The sequence below is a fragment of the Pseudescherichia sp. genome (assembly GCF_031979925.1).
Classification (GTDB): Bacteria; Pseudomonadota; Gammaproteobacteria; order Enterobacterales; family Enterobacteriaceae; genus Pseudescherichia.
The window spans coordinates 89,390-108,717 of sequence record NZ_DALZFB010000010.1; the positions used below are offsets into that span (position 1 = coordinate 89,390).

A 19,328-nucleotide genomic window follows, 5' to 3' on the forward strand; every position below is an offset into this window, starting at 1 on the left:
GGCGTAAAAACCCAGCGGCTAATAGGCAGCCACCTCCCGCGCCATCTCCCGGCTGTACTGCTGGCTGGCATTGACCAGCATCCGCGTATAGTCGGTTTTTGCCTGACCGCTCACCAGGTCATCCACCGCCAGGGTCTCAAGGATTTTGCCGTACTGCATCACGGCAATCTTCTGGCACAGGTGGGCGATCACCCCGAGGTCGTGGGTCACCATCAGATAGGTCAGCTTCGACTCCTGATGCAGCTCCGCCAGCAGGTTGAGGATCTCCGCCTGCACCGACACGTCCAGCGCCGAGGTCGGTTCATCCAGCAGCAGCACCTGTGGCTCGAGGATCAGCGCCCGGGCAATCGCTACGCGCTGGCGCTGGCCGCCAGAGAGCTGGTGCGGAAAGCGATCGCGAAAAGCGCGGTTCAGTCCCACCCGGTCCAGCAGACGGTTCACCCGCCGATCCCGGTCACCGATGCCGTGAATATGCAGCGGCTCCTCGAGAATATCGCCGATGGTGTGGCGCGGATGCAGCGAGCCGTAGGGATCCTGAAATACCATCTGCACGAGTCGGCAGCGCTGCGGGTTGAGCCGATGCTCCAGCGGCTGACCGTTGATCGCCAGCTCGCCGTCCCAGTGGGTAAACAGCCCCGCCAGGCACTTCAGCACCGTAGTTTTACCCGAGCCGGACTCTCCCACCAGGCCATAAATCTCCCCCGACTGCACGTTAAAGCTCACGTCATACAGCACCTGATTACGCTTCTCCCCTTCGCCAAAGGCCAGGTTCAGGTTTTTCACATCGATCATCATGCGCTCCTCACTCGCTAAGCCAGCTGGCCTGACGCTGCAATACCGGCAGCACAGGACGACGGTGGTGGATCTCCGGCAGGGCGCTGATCAGCCCCTGGGTGTAGGGGTGCCGGGCATTGTGCAGATCGCAGGCGGCGATCGACTCCACCACCCGTCCGGCGTACATCACCAGCACCCGGTCGCAGAAGCTGCGCACCAGGTTGATATCGTGGCTGATGAAAATCAGCCCCAGCCCACGGGACTGGACCAGATCGTCCAGCAGCCCCAGCACCTGTAAACGCACCGAGACGTCGAGCGCCGAGGTCGGCTCGTCGGCGATCACCAGCTCGGGATCGGTGATCAGCATCATGGCGATCATAATGCGCTGCCCCTGCCCGCCGGAGATCTCATGCGGATAGAGGTTATAGACGCGCTCCGGCTGGCGGATACGCACCACGTCGAGCATCTCCAGCACTTTGGCCTTCGCCTCGGCCTTGCGCCCCGGATGGTGGGTCAGCCAGGCCTCGGCGATCTGATCCCCGACGCACACTACCGGGTTGAGGGAGTATTTCGGGTCCTGCATGATCATGGAGATCCGCTTTCCGCGCACGGTGCGCATCTGCGCCTCGCTGGCGCTGCGCAGATCGATATCGCCGAAGTGCATCCGTTCGGCGGTAATGCGGGCTTTGGCAGGATGCAGGCGCATCAGCGCCCGGCCAACCGTGGATTTACCGGAGCCGGATTCGCCGACGATGGCCAGCTTCTCCCGCCCCAGTTGGAAGGAGACGCCGCGCACTGCATTGGTAACCGCGCGTCCGTTGATAAAGTCGACGTGAAGATCGCGCACGTCGAGCAGAGGCGCGTTATTCGCTGCGAGGATCGAGGATGTCACGTAGGCCATCTCCTAAGAAGTTGAACGCCAGGCTGTTGAACAGGATCGCCAGCCCCGGAATAGTCACTACCCACCAGCACTCCATCATGTAGGTGCGCCCGCTGGAGATCATCGCCCCCCACTCCGGCTCAGGCGGCTGTGCGCCGAGGCCAAGGAAGCCCAGCCCGGCGGCGGTCAGGATAATCCCCGCCATGTTCATGGTGATGCGGATGATCACCGACGGCAGGCAGAGCGGCACGATGTGGCGCCACAGCACGCGCACCGGTGACGCCCCCTGCAAGCGCACCGCCGAGATAAAGTCGGCCTGGCGCAGGGAGAGGGTTTCGGCCCGTGCCAGACGGGCAATCGGCGGCCACGCGGTCAGGGTAATGGCGATCACCACGTGTTCAAGGCCAGGGCCGAGGGCGGCAACGAATGCCAGGGCCAGCACCAGGCTTGGGAAGGAGATAAAGATATCGGTAACGCGCATCAGCACCGTATCGACCTTGCCACCGAAGTAGCCCGCGCTCACCCCCAGCAGCAGGCCCAGCGGCCCGACGGTAACCGACACCAGCAGCACGATGTAGAGCGTAATCCGCGCCCCGTAGACCAGTCGGCTGAAGATGTCCCGGCCAAACTCGTCGGTACCAAACCAGTGCTGGGCGTTTGGTGCCTGTAATGCGCTGTTGAGATCCTGTACCAGCGGGTTGTAGGGGGCGATCCATGGCGCAAAGGCGGCCACCACCAGCAGCAGAAAGATGATCCCTCCCCCGATGGCAGTCAGCGGATTGCGGGCCATTTTGCCAATGAAACCACCGGTGCGGGCCAGGGCGCGCTTCAGACGCAGGCGGCTTTCATTTCCTCCGCCGGTTACGGGCGTATCCATAGAGACCGTCATGATTTCGTCCTCGGGTCAAAGAGTTGGTAGAGCATGTCGGAGAGCAGGTTGAGCATCACGAAGATCACCCCCACCAGCAGCACACAGCCCATCACCGCATTCATATCCCCCAGCAGCAGGCTGCCGGTGAGGTAGGAGCCAAAGCCCGGCCAGGAGAAGACGGTTTCAATCAGTACCGCGCCCTCCAGCAGCGAGCCATAGGCCAGCGCCACTACCGTCAGAAGCTGCACGAGAATGTTGCGAAACGCGTGGTTCCAGATCACCTGCCGCTCGGTTAAGCCTTTAACCCGGGCGGTGATGATGAACTCCTGGGAGAGCTGGGCCAGCATAAAGCTGCGGGTCATCCGGCTGATGTAGGCCAGGGAGTGGAAGCCGAGCAGCGACGCGGGCAGCACCAGGTGATTAATGGCGTTCCAGAACACCTGCCCGTTACCTGCCAGTAGGGCATCGATGGTAAACAGCCCGGTGCGGCGCGGCACCAGCCCTTCAAGGCCCATATCCAGCCGTCCCGCACCGCCAACCCAGCCGAGCCAGGCGTAGAACAGCAGCAGGCCCATCATCCCTACCCAGAAGATCGGCGTCGAGTAGCCCGCCAGGCTGATAATGCGCACCACGTAGTCGGAGACCGAGTTGCGACGCGCCGCGGCCAGCACCCCCAGCGGAATGCCGAGGCCGGCACCGACGATAATCGCCATCGTTGCCAGCTCAAGCGTCGCCGGGAAGACGCGCAGGATATCGTCCGTTACCGGCTTGCCGGTCAGTAGCGCGTTACCGAGATCGCCGTGCAGCAGGTTGTTAAAGTAGATACCAAACTGGGTCAGGAGAGATTTATCAAACCCCAGCTGCTGGTAAACCTGCTGATAGGTGCTCTGGTCGGCGTCCGGGCCGACAATCGCCAGCACCGGATCCACCGGCATCACCCGGCCAATAAAGAAGGTCAGCAGCAGCAGGCCGAACAGGGTGACCAGCACCTGGCCGAGCCGGTTTGAGAACCGCCTGGCGCGGGAGCCGGGCGCTAAGATTGCGACACTCATCCTTTGGTTCCTCCGGTATGAATCGGCTCTTTATAGACCTCGCGCAGGAAAGTGGTGGCGGAGGGGTGAGACTGGAAGTTCTTCACCTCGTTACGCACTACCACCGAGTCCACCATCTGAGAGAGCGGCACCAGGGCGGGGATCAGCTGGTCGTAGCGGGTCTGGATCTGCTGATAGTCGGCAATTTGCTTCTGCGGATCGCGCTCCAGCAGCGCTTTATCGATCATCTCGTTGAGCGGCTTATCGTAAAAACCGGTGCGCCAGCCCTGGAAGTTGGTCAGTCGCGCCTCGTCGCTGTTGTCCGGGTTGTAGACAAGCGCACGCAGGCTGGAGTGTGGATGCGGCTCCACGCCGCTGCCGCCGCGTCCAACCAGGATGTCAAACTTACGCTCGCGCATCGCGCCGTAGATCTGGTTCCCGGTGCCAGTGATGATTTTGGCGTTAATGCCCGCCTGCATCAGGGTGGACTGCACGGCGATAGCGATATTGAGAAACGGCTGATCCGCCAGCACCCGCAAGGTGGTATCAAAGCCGTTCGGGTAGCCCGCCTCCGCCAGCAGCTTTTTCGCTTTGGCAATATCCAGCCGGTAGCCCGGGTCCGGCAGGGTCGAAGGCATCCCGGCTTTGATCGGCCGCTGGTGCAGCACGCCGTAGCCCGGCATCAGCGCCTTGTTGATCCCCTGATAGTCAATCAGGTAGCGCACCGCCTCGCGCACCTTCGGATTAGCAAAGTGCGGCTCCTTCATGCTCATCGCCACGTAGTAGACCGTCCCGCGCTGCACCGCCTCAACGGTTACGTCGGGATCCTTACGCAGAGCGTTGATGTCCGATACCGCCATGCTGTTAGCGATATCGAGATCGCCCTTGGTAATCATCAGGCGCAGGGTCTGCGACTCCTGGAAATGGCGCAGCACGATGCGGCTCATCTTCGGCTCTTCTCGCCAGTAGGTCGGGTTACGCTTCATGCGCAGCACATCTTTTGCCTGCCAGGTCTCCAGCATAAAGGGGCCAGATCCGGCTTCATTGGTGGTCAGCCAGCGGTTACCCCAGTCGTTGTTAACCACGTGGCTCTGCACCGTTTTGCTGTCGAGCACGCCAAGGTTGCCCAGCGCGCCGAGGGAGTAGATCACCAACTGCGGATCGTTGGCCTTCGGCAGGACAATCTGCACGGTATAGTCATCCGGGGCGCTCACCTGCTCGTCAATATTCTTTTTGCTGAAGCCGTAGGATTTCCACACCGAAGCCTGGGCGAGATTGAGATGCAGCAGGCGGCGCATCGACCACACCACGTCCTGGGCGGTCAGCGGATTGCCGGAGTGAAATTTGACGTCCTTGCGCAGGTGAAAGGTTAGCGTTTTGCCATCCGGGCTGATGGCCCAGGATTCGGCCAGCGCCGGGCGAACGTTGGTGAGCTGGTTGGGATCCAGCTCCACCAGCGAGTCGTAGAGATTGACGACGATGCCCACCACTTCGTTACCGGTCATCGCCGCCGGATCGAGGCTCAGCAGGTTGTTCATGTTCATGCCGATGATGAGCTGATCCGGCGGCGTGGCCGCCAGGGTCGCCCCACTCCCCATCATCAGCGAGAGCGCCAGCAGGCTAGCCCTCAACGCGTTTTTTTTCATCTCTGTATACCGTTTGTAGGATAAGACGTAGGCCCGGTTAGCGCAGCGCCACCGGGCGTTGGCTTTTTTTATTAGTCGTGGCTGACGGTATTGGCTTCGATATACGCAAAATTAATGTCTTCGCCGAGGCCGGGGCGCTGCGGCAGGTGGACAAAGCCCTCATCATCCATCGGATCGACAATGCTGTTGAGGTAGGCGGCAGGTTCGTCGTAGTCGAGGAACGGGTGCAGCAGGCCGCGCTCGTACCAGCGACAGTTGCGGATCGCCCCCACTACTGCCAGGCTGGCCGCCCCGTTGCCATGCACTTCGCAGTCCATGCCGAAGGCTTCGGCAAGGCTGGCGACTTTCAGCGTCGGTGAAATCCCGCCAACGCCGTTGGATCCGGCACGCAGAATGTCGCAGGCTCCGGCTTTGACCCAGTCGGCGCGGCTGTGGTGCTTACCGCCCAGGCTCTCAGGCCCGATAATCGGAATAGAGAGGTTCTCAGCCAGCCAGGCATAGGAGGACATGCTCTCCTCCTCCATCGGCTCTTCAAACCAGGCAAAGTTGAGCTTCTCAAGCTCCTTGCCGATATAGAGCGCCTCGGTACGGCTGTACCAGTGGTAGCCGTCGATCATCAGGTCGATATCCGGCCCGACGGCTTCGCGCACGGCGGCGCAGGCCTTAACGTCCATCTTAGGATTAGGGGCAAACGACACCGGCGGCATCCACGTGTGCAGCTTGATCGCCTTATAGCCACGGGCGACGAGGGTTTCGGCAAAGGCGGCGTACTCCTCTGGCGTAGATAGCCCACCCGGCAGATCGTCCCCGCACATGGTGCTGCCGTAGGCCGGAACCTTGTCACGGAAGCCGCCGAGCAGCTTATAGACTGGAACGTTGAGCTTGCGGCCCATCAGATCCCACAGCGCCTGCTCCACAAAGGAGAGCGCCCGCTCGGTGAGCTGATGGGCGCTGCCGCGCTGCCAGTGGACCAGATCCTGCCAGATACGCTCCCGGTTGAACGGATCCTGGCCCACCATCACCTTGCGGAAGAAGGTGTTCACGACAAAGGGACGTACCACTTCCGGCGGCGCAAAAGAGAACCCCTGGCTGCCATCATCAGCGGTGATGGTCAGCATCGCCATCTTAGCCATGCTCTCCGGGCCAGGATGGGAGTGGCCTGCGCTATCGGAAACACGACGGGTGGGATACTGAAAAACGGTGACGTTTACAGATTCAATTTTCATTACGGATCCTTGTTTCAGGTAGCCTGCTTCATTTTGAAAAGCTGTTTCAGATGTAAATGTATGCAGATTTTTTAGCCGATGCCTCAGACAATTTCCGCTAAGCAGCGGGTGATTTTTGGGCAATAGCACAGGGCTGAGTGACACTTTTCACAAAAGAGAGGGGAAATGTGATGCAGATCGGGAGGAAGTTAGCTGCGAAATGAAATAGTGTTTCGTTCTGTAGGCCGGGCCAGCGTCAGCGCCGCCCGGCATTGCAGCTTTTGAACAGTAATGCCCGGTGGCACTGCGCTTACCGGGCCTACAAACCTATTATTAGTATGTTGTAACTAACTACGCGATGGTCACCTTATTATCCAGGTAGACATCCTGCACGGCATTAATCAGCTTCACGCCGTCGGCCATCGATTTCTTAAACGCTTTACGGCCAAGAATCAGCCCCATTCCGCCCGCGCGCTTGTTGATTACTGCGGTACGAACCGCTTCGGTCAGGTCGGCTTCACCCCCCGATGCACCGCCGGAGTTGATCAGCCCTGCACGTCCCATATAGCAGTTTGCCAGCTGGTAGCGCACCAGGTCGATGGGGTTATCGGTGGTGAGTTTGCTGTAGACGCGCTCGTCGGTATAACCATACTTGACTGCGTTATAGCCGCCGTTATTTTCCGCCATCTTCTGCTTAACGATATCCGCCCCGATAGTTGCCGCCAGGTGGTTGGCCTGCCCGGTCAGGTCAGCAGAGACGTGATAGTCCACGCCATCCTTTTTAAAATCGGCGTTGCGAAGGTAGGCCCACAGCACGGTTACCATCCCCAGCTCATGAGCGCGCTCAAAGGCGCTGGAGATCTCTTCGATCTGGCGGCGCGACTGCTCAGAGCCAAAATAGATGGTCGCGCCCACTGCCACCGCCCCCATATTGAACGCCTGCTCTACGCTGGCGTAGAGCGTCTGGTCAAAGGTGTTGGGGTAGCTCAAGGTCTCGTTATGGTTAAGCTTCACGAGGAACGGAATGCGGTGCGCGTAGCGACGCGATACCGAAGCCAGTACGCCGTAGGTCGAGGCGACGCAGTTACAGCCCGCTTCGATAGCCAGCTCAATGATGTTTTTCGGATCGAAATATTGTGGGTTAGCGGCGAACGACGCGCCCGCCGAGTGCTCTACGCCCTGGTCAACCGGCAAAATCGACAGGTAGCCGGTTCCCGCCAGACGGCCAGTATTATAGAGGGTTTGCATGTTACGGAGGACGGCGGGGGGACGGTTATTATCGACCATCACGCGATCGACATAGTCGTGTCCTGGCAGGTAGAGCTGGTCGGCTGGAATGGTCATACAACGATGCTGCAACAGGCTGTCGGCATCTTTGCCAAGCAGCTGCGTAATATCAGTCATGATGAGGCTCCCGTAGGGTTCGCCCGCAGGCGAACGTGGTTAGTCCTGCCCTGAGTTTGCAGGCAGAGTAAGCCTGGTACCGGGCGGCGGATTTTTCCAGCGCGGAGGGAATTTTGGTACTTTCGAATTAATGAAAATTTATCTCTAAGCTAGCACTGAGTTATTACGGCTGCGTTAAGACGCTTTTAAAACGGTTATCCTGCCATTTTGATCGCTAAAGAAGCGAAAGTGATACCAGTCGCCCTCTACTTGATAATTAAATGAGTAGATATAGCCCTTATCAAAGCGCGCTAAAAAGCAGACGCCAGGAGCCTGGATACGAATAGGTTCCTCTCCTACAGGGGAATAGGTGGACTTGAAGTTATCTTTAGATGAGGTGAGGTTGTAGGCCTCTATCTCTCCATCCTCAGCCGCCGTTAAACAGATATAGTTTTCATAATGCTTAGTGCCAATGTGGCCCGTATAGGGGGATGGCCCCTCGCTCGCGCAGGCGCTCAGTAAGAGAGAGACCAACGGTAATAGCAAAGCGTGCAGTTTCATATCTTCAGCTCCATTATCATGCGTTGATGCTTCCAGGAACCTGCGACAATATTTGAGAGACAATATCTGAGAATAGTTAATTACAGTAAATATTAAATCCCCTTCCGTAAGCCGGAAGGGTTATTTATGTGCCCGCTTTTACCACCAGCCGTGGAAATGATGCACCGGCCCGATGCCCTGCCCCACCTCCAGCGAGTCCGCCTGCGCCAAAGCTTTGGTCAGCCAGGCTTTGGCGCAGGCCAGGGTATCGGCCCAGTTAGCGTGACGCGGGCGCAGTGCCGCCAGCGCCGCCGAGAGCGTGCAGCCGGTACCGTGGGTATTCTTAGTGGCGATGCGCGGCGCGGTGAAGCGCGTTGCCCCCTCGCGGGTAAAGAGCCAGTCCGGGCTTTCACCGTCGTTAAGATGACCGCCCTTCATCAGCACCGCTTCACAGCCGAGCGCCAGCAGCGCCCGCCCCTGCTCATGCATATCCTGCTCGTTGCGGGCATGGTCAGCATCAAGCAGCGCCGCCGCCTCCGGCAGGTTAGGCGTGATCAGCGAAACCTGCGGCAGCAGGCGAGCGCGCAGGGTAGCGACCGCCGAGGGCGTCAGGAGCGGATCGCCGCTCTTGGCCAACATCACCGTATCCAGCACAATATTCTCTACCCGATAGTGCGCCAGCCGCTCGGCCACCGCCTCGATAATATCAGTGTCCGCCAGCATGCCGATCTTGCTGGTATCGATACGTACATCGCTGAGTACCGAATCCAGCTGTGCGGCGACAAATTCCGGTGTAATGCGATAGACCGACTGCACGCCGAGGGTGTTCTGCGCCACCAGCGCGGTAATGACCGAGCAGCCATAGGCCCCGAGAGCGGAGAAGGTTTTCAGATCCGCCTGGATGCCCGCCCCGCCGCTTGGGTCAGTGCCCGCGATGGTCAATGCATTTATTCGTTTCATGCTGATGCGCCTCCTTTAAGGTTATAGAGGGCATCAAGAAACGCAGCAGCAAAGGAGCCGGGGCCATGGCTGGCTGCTGCCGCCTCGCCTCCCGCCTGGGCGAACAGGCCGCAGGCCGCGGCGACGTTGATCATCCGTTCACCAGACAATACGCAGCTTGCCGCCACGACCGCCGACAGCGCACAGCCGGTGCCCACGACGCGGGTCATGATCGGCGCACCGCCAACTACGCTAAGCGTGCGGCTGCCGTCGGTGATGTAGTCCACCTCTCCCGTTACCGCGACCACGGCTCCGGTTTCCCGTGCCAGCTGCCCAGCTGCCGGAAGCGCGGCGCTGGCTGAGTCGGTAGTATCCACCCCGCGCCCACCTGCGCTCACGCCCGCAAGGGCCATGATCTCCGAGGCGTTTCCGCGGATCGCCGCCGGGCGTAGAGAGAGGATCTCCCGGCAGAAGCGGGTGCGAAAATCGAGCGCGCCAACGGCTACCGGATCGAGAGTCCAGGGCTTGCCCGCTTCATTAGCGCTATGGATCGCTGCGCGCATGGCATCGGCGCGATCGGCGGTGAGCGTACCGACGTTAATCAGCAGCGCGTCGGCGATAGCGCTGAACTGAGCGGCCTCTTCGCGCTCAATCACCATAGCCGGGGAAGCGCCGAGGGCCAATAGAACGTTAGCGGTAAAGGTCTGCACGACGTCGTTAGTCATGCAGTGAACAAGTGGGGAACGAGTATGGAAGTGCTGTAAAACAGACGCGATATGCGCGTGGCTCAGCAGGTCAGGTTGCATAGTCAGCTCCTGCCCGGCGCGAAGAAGGGACGCCGACAGGCATCTGACTTCCCTACGCTGGCATTATCCAGATCAGGTGGTACGGGTATTTCTCAGCCTTCACAAGGAAGGGCACCCCGAGTCAAATTACTTATAAAACAATATATTACCCGACAATAATCGGTATGTATTTAGTTTACCCGGGCCCGAGGTCGTCGTGCAAGAGGTTTAGTTTTATTACGCCTGATTCAGACATGACGCCAGTTAATAAATGGTCAATATTAAATGTATCTTACTGAAAATCTTAATAAATTTACTTACATCTCTCAACACAACTCTTTAGCAATTAATGCTTTGTGTGATCTAAATCAAACTTTTAATCGTCACTGTATGGGATAGTTATTTCGCGTTACTAAAAAAGAAAATGAATTAATTTACCTCTGTAGATGCACATTTAAATTTATTTTTATTACATATGTGAGTCTTGAAATGAAATCTGTAAATAAATCAGCAATTGCTTATGCTATTGCTGTTTCTGGTGCTTTTTTTGCAACTACTGCTCATGCTGCTGAATTATTGATTCAGACTACAGACGGTAGCAATGCCTTCCTCTCTATCAAAGGCAGTGACGAATCTATTACGTCTTACGATCTTGATGATATGGCAAGTGCTAAGACACTTAACGGACTGCAATCTCGCGTTAGCGATATTGATAACGATCTGAATAATACTAAAGATGCTGTAATCATCGTAAATGACGATCTGCAAGGTGCTAAACAGTTACTTTCTAATAAAGCCCAAATTGCACAAGATACAGCTAACGTAGCCGACAGCAAAGCGGATAGCGCGTTGAGTGAAGCCAGTGCGGCTCTTAACATGGCGGGCAGCGCTAAGACTGATGCACAAGCAGCGCTTAACGGCTTGCAAAATAAGCTTGATGGTTCCACCTATGCGAATGATCAAATACGTCAACTCACAGTAGATACGGATCAGGATAACCGTATTACCACCCTGGAGAATACGCCTAAGCCAACTAACGGTGTAGACGGTAAAGACGGTGCTAAGGGCGATAAGGGTGACACTGGTGCTGCTGGTGCACAAGGCGTGCAGGGTATAGCAGGTGTTAACGGTGCTGATGGTAAAAATGGCGCTGACGGCAAAGATGGGATTAACGGTAAAGATGGTAAAAATGGCGCTGATGGCGTTACTACCTCCGTTACGCAAGTACAAGTCGATACAGCCACACAAGCTAAAGTAGCAAGCAATAGTCAGGCAATCGCCGAAACGGCTAACCAGTCAGCTGGCGTGGCTCAAGACCTGCAAGATGCTAAAAGCTTCTTTAATACACAAGTTAAGAAAAACAGTGAGCGAATGAGCTCGCTTGAGGAGCAGCAAGACAACGATCGTAAAGAATACCGTGCGGGTATCGCGGGTGCAGCTTCTATTGCGGGGCTTCACTTCGTCGATACGAATAACGCTGTTGCTATCGGTGCGGCGAACTTCAAAGATCAGCAAGGTTACGCATTAGGGTACCGTCATAAGTTTGCTGAAAATGTAGCTGCTACTCTCTCCACTTCCGGTACTTCTGTCGGTGATGATATCGTTGCTGCATCTGCAAGTATTGGCTGGTAAGTATCTCTGAAGGTGTTCCCTTATTCATGGAGGGGATGATAACCACATGAAGGGACGAGTTTTTTTCGAATAAAACTAATAAGCCACTACGTCGATTAACTCGTCTCCTCTTGGTGGATTACAGAGAAATATCAATTATGGCCAGATACATTATTACTATTACTCTTCTTTGTCTGATGCTTGTCCTTGTAGGATTCTGGATGGGTGCTATGTACAAAGATTACTTTATTACCTCACCTGATGATTGTTATAAAATTATTTGCGAAAATACATTTAATATAAACTGAAAAAAACGCGCTAATTAATGGTTGATTTAATAGACCTGATGCTCTCTGGCTCCTGTTTACTTTAAATTTATTAAATTACCCCTTATACCTCAGCGCCTCGATAAGCCGGGCAAAGGCCTGAGTGTGCTGCTTGCGGCTAGGATAATAAAGGTAGTATCCCTGAAACGGCTCGCACCATGGCTCCAGCACCGCCTCCAGCTTCCCTTCGGCCAGCGCGCCTGCGACCGTATCCTCTGGCACAAACGCCAGTCCCATGCCGGAAATTGCCGCATCAATACGGGCGGGAAGATGATTAAAGGTCAGTTGCCCCTCGACCCGCACTCGTAGATCCTGTCCGTCGCGGGAGAACTCCCAAGCATAAAGCCCGCCCAGGGTCGGCAGACGGATATTGATGCAGCGGTGGTGCTGAAGATCGTGCGGCGTGTCTGGTCTGCCGTGGCGGGCAAAGTAGTCCGGAGAGCCGACCACCAGCATCCGCCAGTCCGGCCCAATCCTCACCGCAACCATATCTTTGGCAACCTGCTCCCCCAGCCGCACGCCTGCATCAAAGCGGCCGCTGACAATATCCGTCAGGCTATTATCGGTGGTCAGCTCAACGTTGATGTCAGGGTAAGCACTGAGAAAAGGCTTCAGCGCTGGCCAGACCGTCGACTGCAGGGCGTGCTCGCCAAGATTGATACGGATATTGCCAGCGACGCGATCGCGCATCTCGGTCAGCGAGGTGAGTTCGCTCTCGATCTCGCTAAAACGGGGTGCAATGGTGTTGATAAGCCTCTCCCCCGCCTCGGTTGGGGCTACGCTGCGGGTAGTGCGCGTTAACAGGCGGATCTCAAGGCGCTCCTCCAGGCCCTTAATAGCATGACTCAGGGCAGACTGAGATACGCCAAGCTTTGCCGCCGCCCGGGTAAAGCTCCGCTCCTGCGCCACCACGGTCAGATAGTAGAGATCGTTAAAATTATCTTTTAGCATCAACACCGGCTTACTATTTATGAGTAAGACTCAACAATAGCGCAATCGCACGCTATTTTCACTCCTGGAGGATAGGTGCTGCTGTTATCAGGCTCTGTTTCCCGCGCCTCGTGCTGGTTACCCTAAACTCATCTATCTGAAGCCACCCATGCTATGGAGTATTTATGAAAGCTATTGCTATTACCGCTGCGGCGCAGGCCAACGGCAACGTTGATGCCCTGCAGGAGATTGAGATTGAAAAACCGGTTGCGCACGGCCACGACCTGCTGGTGCAGGTGAAAGCGATCTCCGTTAACCCGGTCGATACCAAAGTTCGTGCAGGCTTTAACGCCGACCAGCCGCGTATTCTCGGTTGGGATGCAGTAGGCGTTGTCGCCGAAGTGGGTGACGCGGTCACGCTGTTTAAGCCGGGCGACACCGTGTGGTACGCCGGGGCGCTGACCCGTCCGGGCAGCAATAGCGAATATCAGCTGGTGGATGAGCGCATCGTAGCCCTGAAGCCCACTTCCCTGGATAACGCCTCTGCCGCCGCGCTGCCGTTAACGGCTATCACCGCCTGGGAGATGTTATTCGATCGCCTGGGCATCAACGAAAACGGTAACGAAGGCGACGTGTTGCTGATCGTCGGTGCGGCAGGCGGCGTCGGTTCAATCATGACCCAGCTCGCCCGTAAGCTCACCAAAATGACGGTGATCGGTACGGCTTCACGCCCGGCAAGCCAGAAGTGGGTGACCGATCTCGGGGCGCACCACGTTATCGATCACAGCAAACCGCTCAGTGAAGAGCTGGCCCGAATCGGTATTCAGCATGTTACCCACGTTGCCAGCCTGAACAGTACCGATGAGCACTACCAGCAGCTGATTGAGGTGCTGATCCCGCAGGGCAAGCTGGCGCTGATTGACGATCCGGAGACGCTGGACGCGCGTCCGCTGAAGGCAAAGAGCATCTCTCTGCACTGGGAGTTTATGTTCACCCGCTCGATGTTTGAAACCAGGGACATTATTGAGCAGCACCGTCTGCTGACCCGCGTGGCCTCGCTTATCGACAGCGGCGTGATCCAGACCACCTTGGGCGAACACTTTGGTGCAATTAACGCCGAGAATCTGCGTAAGGCTCATCGTCTGCTGGAGTCCCGACGGGCGGTTGGCAAGATTGTGCTGGAGGGTTTTTAATGTCCGGGAGCACATCCATGTCAGCGGGAGATAATTTGACCGTCCTTGCGGTGCTTACCGCAAAACCGGATCAAACCGAAGCGTTAAAAGCGGCCCTCGTTGCGCTTATCGCGCCAACCCGTCAGGAGCCGGGCAACATAAGTTATGAACTTTTTCAGCTAACGGAGACGCCAGAAATATTTCATATGCGAGAGTGCTGGCAGAGCCAGGCTGCGCTAGATGACCATGTCGCAACGCCGCACTTCCAGTCGTTTGTTAGCCAGATGGACTTGCTACTTAACGAACCGCTGGCAATCGTTCCGCTAAAGCAAGTTAGCGTATAGCCAAGAATCCTCTCAAAAAGTATTTACTCTGCAAGCGGATGGCTGTTTTAGCGATCCGCTGCTTCTGCTTTCTCCCGCATTTGCTTACACTTCTCCCCATAGCACGCGCGAGGAAGATAGTTTTTGCTATTGCTTTCAGAGAGAAATCACAGCGATGATAGCGCGCACGTAATACAAAAGGGCCAGACGAAAACAGCCCGCCCGGCAAAATATGGAGAGACCATGGGTAAGACTAAACTGATGCTTCTTGGTGCGCTGCTGGTCTCAGCAAGCACCGCTTTTGCAGCGCCACAGCTCGCTGCTGCCACGGGCGTATCGAAGTATGAACTGCAGGAGTTTGTGGCCGATTTTACCAAATTCAAAATTGGCGACACCGTTCCGCCGATGTACCTCACCGATGAATACAACATCAAAGCGTGGCAGCAGCGTAACCTGCCCGCGCCGGATGCCGGCAGCCGCTGGACCTACATGGGCGGCAACTACGTGCTGATCACCGAACCCGAAGGTAAGATCCTTAAAGTCTATGACGGCGAGATTTTCTACCACCGATGATTATTCGCCCCTGGCAGGAGAGCGATCGCCCCTTCCTACGCACGCTCTACCTGCACGCCCGTCGCACCTGCTGGACCTGGAAAGATGGGCGCGACTGGCAGCTGGAAGATTTTGATGCTGCCACCCTTGGGGAACGCATCTGGGTTGCCGAAGAGGATGGACACCGCCTGGGCTTTGCCTCGGTCACGCTGAACGATAACTTCGTTCATAACCTGTTTGTTGATCCGGCGTACCAGGGCCGGGGCGTGGGCAGCGCGCTGCTGCAAAAGGTGCAGTCGTACTTTACCAGCTCGGGATCGCTGAAGTGTCTTGCCGAGAATAAAGCCGCGCTGGCGTTTTATCGCCGTCACGGCTGGCATATCGAGGCGCGAGGCGAAGCGCCGGAAGGGGATTACTTTTTACTGCACTACCGATTGCTTTAAGTAACGCCGGGTGGCGGCTTCGCCTGACCCGGCCTACAAAATGCAAATTCGACTCTGCTTACACCGCGCGGAAGGCGATCTCGGACGGGATCACATCGCCCTGCCAGTAGAGCTGAGCGGCAACGCGACCGGCAAGTTTGCGGTAGAGTGCGGTAAATTCGCTATCCGGACGGTGGATCACCGTTGGCGTACCGTTATCGAGATCCTCACGCAGCGTAATGTGCAGCGGCATCTGTCCCAGCAGTTCAGTATGGTACTGCTGAGCCAGCTTCTCTGCGCCACCGGCGCCAAAGATGGCTTCATGATGGCCGCAGTTGCTGCAGATATGCATGCTCATGTTTTCAACGATGCCCAGCACCGGGACCTCCACCTTCTCAAACATCACGATGCCTTTTTTGGCGTCGATCAGGGCGATGTCCTGCGGGGTGGTCACCACCAGCGCCCCGGTCACCGGGATATTTTGCGCCAGCGTCAGCTGAATGTCCCCGGTACCCGGCGGCATATCCAGCACCAGGTAGTCCAGATCCGGCCACATTGACTCCTGCAGCAGCTGTAACAGCGCCTTGCTGGCCATCGGGCCACGCCACACCATAGCGTTGTCATCGGTCACCAGATAGCCGATCGAGTTGGTCGCCAGGCCGTGGACCATGATCGGCGCCATATGGGTACCGTCCGGAGAGGTCGGGCGATTACCTTCGGTGCCCAGCATCGCCGGGATTGACGGGCCGTAGATATCGGCATCAAGGATACCGACCTTCGCCCCTTCCGCGGCCAGCGCCAGCGCCAGGTTGACTGCGGTAGAGGACTTCCCTACCCCGCCCTTGCCGGAGCTGACGGCAATGATGTTCTTCACGCCGTTGATGCCCGGCTGATTTTTTACACGCTTCAGCGTGGCGATGGTGTGGGACAGCTTCCAGTCGATGGCTTTTGCGCCAGTAATGCGCAGCAGCTCGGCGCTGCACTGCTCCTTCAGCTCCTCAAACGCGCTGCGCCAGGCGAACGGCATCAGCAGTTCGATGTGCACGGTGTCATCCAGCCAGGCAACATGGTGCACGGCTTTTAGCGCGGTGAGATTATGCTTCAGGGTGGGGTGCTGAAAATTCGCCAGCGTTCCGGCAACCATTGCTCGCAGGGCTTCCGGTGATTTGGCCTGGGATTGAGAGTTCATCCCGACTCCTCTGTTCTTGTAGGTGAAAAGCTCGTGTAGCAAGTTTACCTGAAAGAAAAAGGTTTGTGCTTACTTAATAATGCCCCTTTTGGTAATATCAAAACCCCTTTTTTTACAGAAGACGTAATGCTCACTATGACTCAAGTCGCGAAAAAAATTCTGGTAACGTGCGCACTGCCGTACGCAAACGGCTCCATCCACCTCGGCCATATGCTGGAACACATCCAGGCTGATGTCTGGGTCCGTTACCAGCGAATGCGCGGCCATGAGGTCAACTTTATTTGCGCCGACGATGCCCACGGTACGCCAATCATGCTGAAAGCCCAGCAGCTTGGCATTACGCCGGAGCAGATGATCGGTGAGATGAGCCAGGAGCACCAGACCGATTTTGCTGGCTTTGATATCAGCTATGACAACTACCACTCCACGCACAGCGAGGAGAACCGCGAGCTGTCCGAGCTGATCTACGGCCGCCTGAAAGAGAACGGTTTTATCAAGAACCGCACCATCTCTCAGCTCTACGATCCGGAGAAAGGCATGTTCCTGCCGGACCGTTTTGTGAAAGGCACCTGCCCGAAATGTAAGTCACCGGATCAGTATGGCGATAACTGCGAAGTCTGCGGCGCAACCTACAGCCCGACCGAGCTGATCGAGCCGAAGTCCGTGGTTTCCGGCGCAACGCCGGTGATGCGTGACTCCGAGCACTTCTTCTTTGACCTGCCGTCGTTCAGCGAAATGCTGCAGGCGTGGACCCGCTCCGGCGCGCTGCAGGAGCAGGTTGCCAACAAAATGCAGGAGTGGTTTGAATCCGGCCTGCAGCAGTGGGATATCTCCCGCGATGCGCCCTACTTCGGCTTTGAAATCCCGAACGCGCCGGGCAAATACTTCTACGTCTGGCTGGATGCGCCGATCGGCTACATGGGCTCCTTCAAGAACCTGTGCGACAAGCGCGGCGACACCGTAAGCTTCGACGAATACTGGAAGAAAGACTCCACCGCCGAGCTGTATCACTTTATCGGCAAGGATATCGTCTACTTCCACAGCCTGTTCTGGCCGGCGATGTTGGAAGGCAGCAGCTTCCGCAAGCCGACCAACCTGTTCGTGCACGGCTACGTGACGGTGAACGGCGCGAAGATGTCCAAATCGCGTGGCACCTTCATCAAGGCCAGCACCTGGCTGAACCACTTCGATGCCGACAGCCTGCGCTACTACTACACCGCCAAGCTCTCTTCGCGCATCGACGATATTGACCTGAACCTGGAAGATTTCGTCCAGCGCGTGAATGCCGACATCGTCAACAAGGTGGTGAACCTCGCCTCCCGTAACGCGGGCTTTATCTCCAGGCGCTTTGACGGTGTGCTGGCGGCCGACCTGCCGGATCCGGCACTGTATAAAACCTTCACCGATGCGGCAGCCAGCATTGGCGAAGCCTGGGAGAGCCGCGAGTTTGGTAAAGCGGTGCGTGAGATCATGGCCCTGGCCGACGTGGCAAACCGCTACGTTGACGAGCAGGCACCGTGGGTGGTGGCCAAGCAGGAGGGGCGCGATGCCGACCTGCAGGCTATCTGCACCATGGGGCTTAACCTGTTCCGCGTGCTGATGACCTGGCTGAAACCGGTACTGCCGCAGCTGGCCGCGCGTGCCGAAGCGTTCCTGAACACCGAGCTGAGCTGGGATGCCATTCAGCAGCCGCTGCTGGGCCATAAGGTGAATACCTTTAAGGCGCTCTATAACCGCATCGAGATGAAGCAGGTTGAAGCCCTGGTCGAGGCCTCGAAAGAGGAGGTGAAAGCCGCCGCTGCCCCGGTTACCGGTCCGCTGGCGGACGATCCGATTCAGGAGACCATCAGCTTTGACGACTTCGCGAAAGTCGATATGCGCGTGGCGCTGATTGAGAACGCCGAGTTCGTTGACGGCTCCGACAAGCTGCTGCGCCTGACCCTCGATCTTGGCGGCGAGAAACGTAACGTCTTCTCCGGCATTCGCTCCGCCTACCCGGATCCGGCTGCGCTGGTGGGCCGCCTGACGGTGATGGTCGCCAACCTCGCGCCGCGTAAGATGCGCTTTGGTATCTCCGAAGGCATGGTGATGGCCGCCGGTCCTGGCGGGAAGAATATCTTCCTGCTTAGCCCGGACAGCGGTGCGCAGCCGGGACAACAGGTTAAATAATCCGCAAAGGGTGCTCTAAACAGAGCGCCCTTTTTTTATTGCGCTATGATTTTAGGGACAGGGTTATTTTAAATAAGGGAAAAGTATGAATATCGTAAAAAAAATCATTGCTACGGCGTTTACTGCACTGCTGGTAATTACCTTGAGCGGCTGCGGCGACAAAGAAGAGAGTAAAACCTTCACCTGGTCAGACGGTAAAACCAACGTTGAGCTGACCTATTACTATAAAAACGATGTGGTGTTGCGCCAGACGGCGAAAAATACCCTGCACTATGATGCGCTGGGGATCCCAAATAAAGAGGCGGCAATGCAGCGTCTGGGGCCAATCAGCGAGCAGTATAAAGAGATTAAAGGCGTGGATGAGAGCCTGGACTATCAGGATACCTATGCCACTGAGACCTTAACCGTTGATTACACGAAGGTCGATCGCGATGCGCTGCAGAAAGTGCAGGGTACGGCGTTTACCGGTGAAATCAAAGAGGGTATCAGCATGAAGAAATCCGAGGAGCTGCTGGAGTCCCGCGGTTTTAAAGAGGTGAAATAACCTGCTTTTCGCCCGGCAGCGCCTGCTGCCGGGCCA

The 19,328-nt window shown here is 57.0% G+C and carries 19 protein-coding genes and 1 riboswitch; of the genes, 7 read left to right on the top strand and 12 right to left on the bottom strand.

The window, feature by feature from the left end:
• Positions 1–18: 18 nt before the first annotated feature.
• The 10 genes from RTM13_RS16155 to thiM form a co-directional block, all read right to left on the bottom strand.
• Positions 19–792 (bottom strand): ABC transporter ATP-binding protein, encoded by a 774-nt coding sequence (locus RTM13_RS16155; protein ID WP_312213221.1) that lies wholly within the window; start codon positions 790–792, stop codon positions 19–21.
• 10 nt (positions 793–802) lie between these two features.
• On the bottom strand, positions 803–1,666 hold the full coding sequence (locus tag RTM13_RS16160) for an ABC transporter ATP-binding protein (protein WP_312213339.1): 864 nt from the start codon (positions 1,664–1,666) through the stop codon (positions 803–805).
• On the bottom strand, positions 1,638–2,543 hold the full coding sequence (locus RTM13_RS16165; protein WP_312213223.1) for an ABC transporter permease: 906 nt from the start codon (positions 2,541–2,543) through the stop codon (positions 1,638–1,640). Before RTM13_RS16165 ends, RTM13_RS16160 begins: the two co-directional genes overlap by 29 nt.
• The gene (locus RTM13_RS16170; RefSeq protein ID WP_312213225.1) at positions 2,540–3,577 is read right to left on the bottom strand and encodes an ABC transporter permease; all 1,038 of its coding nucleotides are present in this window, start codon (positions 3,575–3,577) and stop codon (positions 2,540–2,542) included. The genes RTM13_RS16165 and RTM13_RS16170 overlap by 4 nt, the downstream gene beginning before the upstream one ends.
• Positions 3,574–5,202 (bottom strand): ABC transporter substrate-binding protein, encoded by a 1,629-nt coding sequence (locus tag RTM13_RS16175; RefSeq protein ID WP_312213227.1) that lies wholly within the window; start codon positions 5,200–5,202, stop codon positions 3,574–3,576. Before RTM13_RS16175 ends, RTM13_RS16170 begins: the two co-directional genes overlap by 4 nt.
• A 71-nt stretch (positions 5,203–5,273) precedes the next feature.
• Positions 5,274–6,428 (bottom strand): mandelate racemase family protein, encoded by a 1,155-nt coding sequence (locus RTM13_RS16180; protein WP_312213229.1) that lies wholly within the window; start codon positions 6,426–6,428, stop codon positions 5,274–5,276.
• A gap of 330 nt (positions 6,429–6,758) precedes the next feature.
• Entirely contained in the window at positions 6,759–7,811 is a 1,053-nt protein-coding gene (gene fbaB, locus RTM13_RS16185; protein ID WP_312213231.1) for a class I fructose-bisphosphate aldolase, read from the bottom strand.
• Between the two features lie 174 nt (positions 7,812–7,985).
• Positions 7,986–8,351 (bottom strand): hypothetical protein, encoded by a 366-nt coding sequence (locus RTM13_RS16190; RefSeq protein WP_312213233.1) that lies wholly within the window; start codon positions 8,349–8,351, stop codon positions 7,986–7,988.
• A 138-nt stretch (positions 8,352–8,489) separates the two neighbouring features.
• Positions 8,490–9,290, bottom strand: a complete 801-nt coding sequence (gene thiD, locus RTM13_RS16195; protein WP_312213235.1) for a bifunctional hydroxymethylpyrimidine kinase/phosphomethylpyrimidine kinase — start codon at positions 9,288–9,290, stop codon at positions 8,490–8,492.
• Complete coding sequence (gene thiM, locus RTM13_RS16200) at positions 9,287–10,075, bottom strand: hydroxyethylthiazole kinase (RefSeq protein ID WP_312213237.1); 789 nt, start codon at positions 10,073–10,075, stop codon at positions 9,287–9,289. Before thiM ends, thiD begins: the two co-directional genes overlap by 4 nt.
• Positions 10,076–10,107: 32 nt before the next feature.
• Positions 10,108–10,204, bottom strand: a riboswitch (TPP riboswitch).
• 339 nt (positions 10,205–10,543) lie between these two features.
• On the opposite strand from thiM, the gene RTM13_RS16205 reads away from it, so the two are divergent.
• Positions 10,544–11,686, top strand: a complete 1,143-nt coding sequence (locus RTM13_RS16205; RefSeq protein ID WP_312213239.1) for a YadA-like family protein — start codon at positions 10,544–10,546, stop codon at positions 11,684–11,686.
• A gap of 362 nt (positions 11,687–12,048) precedes the next feature.
• Here RTM13_RS16205 and RTM13_RS16210 read toward each other — a convergent pair whose 3' ends face one another.
• Positions 12,049–12,942 carry a LysR family transcriptional regulator gene (locus RTM13_RS16210; protein WP_312213241.1) on the bottom strand — a complete coding sequence of 298 codons (894 nt, stop codon included), beginning with the start codon at positions 12,940–12,942 and terminating at the stop codon, positions 12,049–12,051.
• Positions 12,943–13,106: 164 nt separating this feature from the next.
• Between RTM13_RS16210 and RTM13_RS16215 the strand changes: the two genes are divergently transcribed.
• From RTM13_RS16215 to RTM13_RS16230, 4 genes are all read left to right on the top strand, one after another.
• Positions 13,107–14,114 (top strand): zinc-binding alcohol dehydrogenase family protein, encoded by a 1,008-nt coding sequence (locus RTM13_RS16215; protein ID WP_312213243.1) that lies wholly within the window; start codon positions 13,107–13,109, stop codon positions 14,112–14,114.
• Positions 14,114–14,437 (top strand): putative quinol monooxygenase, encoded by a 324-nt coding sequence (locus tag RTM13_RS16220; protein ID WP_409456057.1) that lies wholly within the window; start codon positions 14,114–14,116, stop codon positions 14,435–14,437. Before RTM13_RS16215 ends, RTM13_RS16220 begins: the two co-directional genes overlap by 1 nt.
• Before the next feature lie 222 nt (positions 14,438–14,659).
• Positions 14,660–14,989 (top strand): RcnB family protein, encoded by a 330-nt coding sequence (locus RTM13_RS16225; protein ID WP_312213245.1) that lies wholly within the window; start codon positions 14,660–14,662, stop codon positions 14,987–14,989.
• On the top strand, positions 14,986–15,411 hold the full coding sequence (locus RTM13_RS16230) for a GNAT family N-acetyltransferase (protein WP_312213247.1): 426 nt from the start codon (positions 14,986–14,988) through the stop codon (positions 15,409–15,411). Before RTM13_RS16225 ends, RTM13_RS16230 begins: the two co-directional genes overlap by 4 nt.
• A gap of 58 nt (positions 15,412–15,469) precedes the next feature.
• Here the strand turns inward: RTM13_RS16230 and apbC are convergent, their stop codons facing one another.
• Positions 15,470–16,579: an iron-sulfur cluster carrier protein ApbC gene (gene apbC / locus RTM13_RS16235; protein WP_312213249.1), complete on the bottom strand. Its 1,110-nt coding sequence runs from the start codon at positions 16,577–16,579 to the stop codon at positions 15,470–15,472.
• Between the two features lie 135 nt (positions 16,580–16,714).
• On the opposite strand from apbC, the gene metG reads away from it, so the two are divergent.
• Together metG and RTM13_RS16245 are read left to right on the top strand one after the other, a co-directional pair.
• Complete coding sequence (gene metG, locus RTM13_RS16240; protein ID WP_312213342.1) at positions 16,715–18,748, top strand: methionine--tRNA ligase; 2,034 nt, start codon at positions 16,715–16,717, stop codon at positions 18,746–18,748.
• Positions 18,749–18,833: 85 nt separating this feature from the next.
• Positions 18,834–19,292 (top strand): YehR family lipoprotein, encoded by a 459-nt coding sequence (locus RTM13_RS16245; RefSeq protein ID WP_312213251.1) that lies wholly within the window; start codon positions 18,834–18,836, stop codon positions 19,290–19,292.
• The last annotated feature ends 36 nt before the right edge of the window (positions 19,293–19,328 follow it).

Coding starts and splice junctions, on each gene's coding strand:
- RTM13_RS16155 (WP_312213221.1), bottom strand. CDS start 792: ATGATCGATGTGAAAAACCTGAACCTGGCCTTTGGCGAAGGGGAGAAG.
- RTM13_RS16165 (WP_312213223.1), bottom strand. CDS start 2,543: ATGACGGTCTCTATGGATACGCCCGTAACCGGCGGAGGAAATGAAAGC.
- RTM13_RS16170 (WP_312213225.1), bottom strand. CDS start 3,577: ATGAGTGTCGCAATCTTAGCGCCCGGCTCCCGCGCCAGGCGGTTCTCA.
- RTM13_RS16175 (WP_312213227.1), bottom strand. CDS start 5,202: ATGAAAAAAAACGCGTTGAGGGCTAGCCTGCTGGCGCTCTCGCTGATG.
- RTM13_RS16180 (WP_312213229.1), bottom strand. CDS start 6,428: ATGAAAATTGAATCTGTAAACGTCACCGTTTTTCAGTATCCCACCCGT.
- fbaB (WP_312213231.1), bottom strand. CDS start 7,811: ATGACTGATATTACGCAGCTGCTTGGCAAAGATGCCGACAGCCTGTTG.
- RTM13_RS16190 (WP_312213233.1), bottom strand. CDS start 8,351: ATGAAACTGCACGCTTTGCTATTACCGTTGGTCTCTCTCTTACTGAGC.
- thiD (WP_312213235.1), bottom strand. CDS start 9,290: ATGAAACGAATAAATGCATTGACCATCGCGGGCACTGACCCAAGCGGC.
- thiM (WP_312213237.1), bottom strand. CDS start 10,075: ATGCAACCTGACCTGCTGAGCCACGCGCATATCGCGTCTGTTTTACAG.
- RTM13_RS16205 (WP_312213239.1), top strand. CDS start 10,544: ATGAAATCTGTAAATAAATCAGCAATTGCTTATGCTATTGCTGTTTCT.
- RTM13_RS16210 (WP_312213241.1), bottom strand. CDS start 12,942: ATGCTAAAAGATAATTTTAACGATCTCTACTATCTGACCGTGGTGGCG.
- RTM13_RS16215 (WP_312213243.1), top strand. CDS start 13,107: ATGAAAGCTATTGCTATTACCGCTGCGGCGCAGGCCAACGGCAACGTT.
- RTM13_RS16220 (WP_409456057.1), top strand. CDS start 14,114: ATGTCCGGGAGCACATCCATGTCAGCGGGAGATAATTTGACCGTCCTT.
- RTM13_RS16225 (WP_312213245.1), top strand. CDS start 14,660: ATGGGTAAGACTAAACTGATGCTTCTTGGTGCGCTGCTGGTCTCAGCA.
- RTM13_RS16230 (WP_312213247.1), top strand. CDS start 14,986: ATGATTATTCGCCCCTGGCAGGAGAGCGATCGCCCCTTCCTACGCACG.
- apbC (WP_312213249.1), bottom strand. CDS start 16,579: ATGAACTCTCAATCCCAGGCCAAATCACCGGAAGCCCTGCGAGCAATG.
- metG (WP_312213342.1), top strand. CDS start 16,715: ATGACTCAAGTCGCGAAAAAAATTCTGGTAACGTGCGCACTGCCGTAC.
- RTM13_RS16245 (WP_312213251.1), top strand. CDS start 18,834: ATGAATATCGTAAAAAAAATCATTGCTACGGCGTTTACTGCACTGCTG.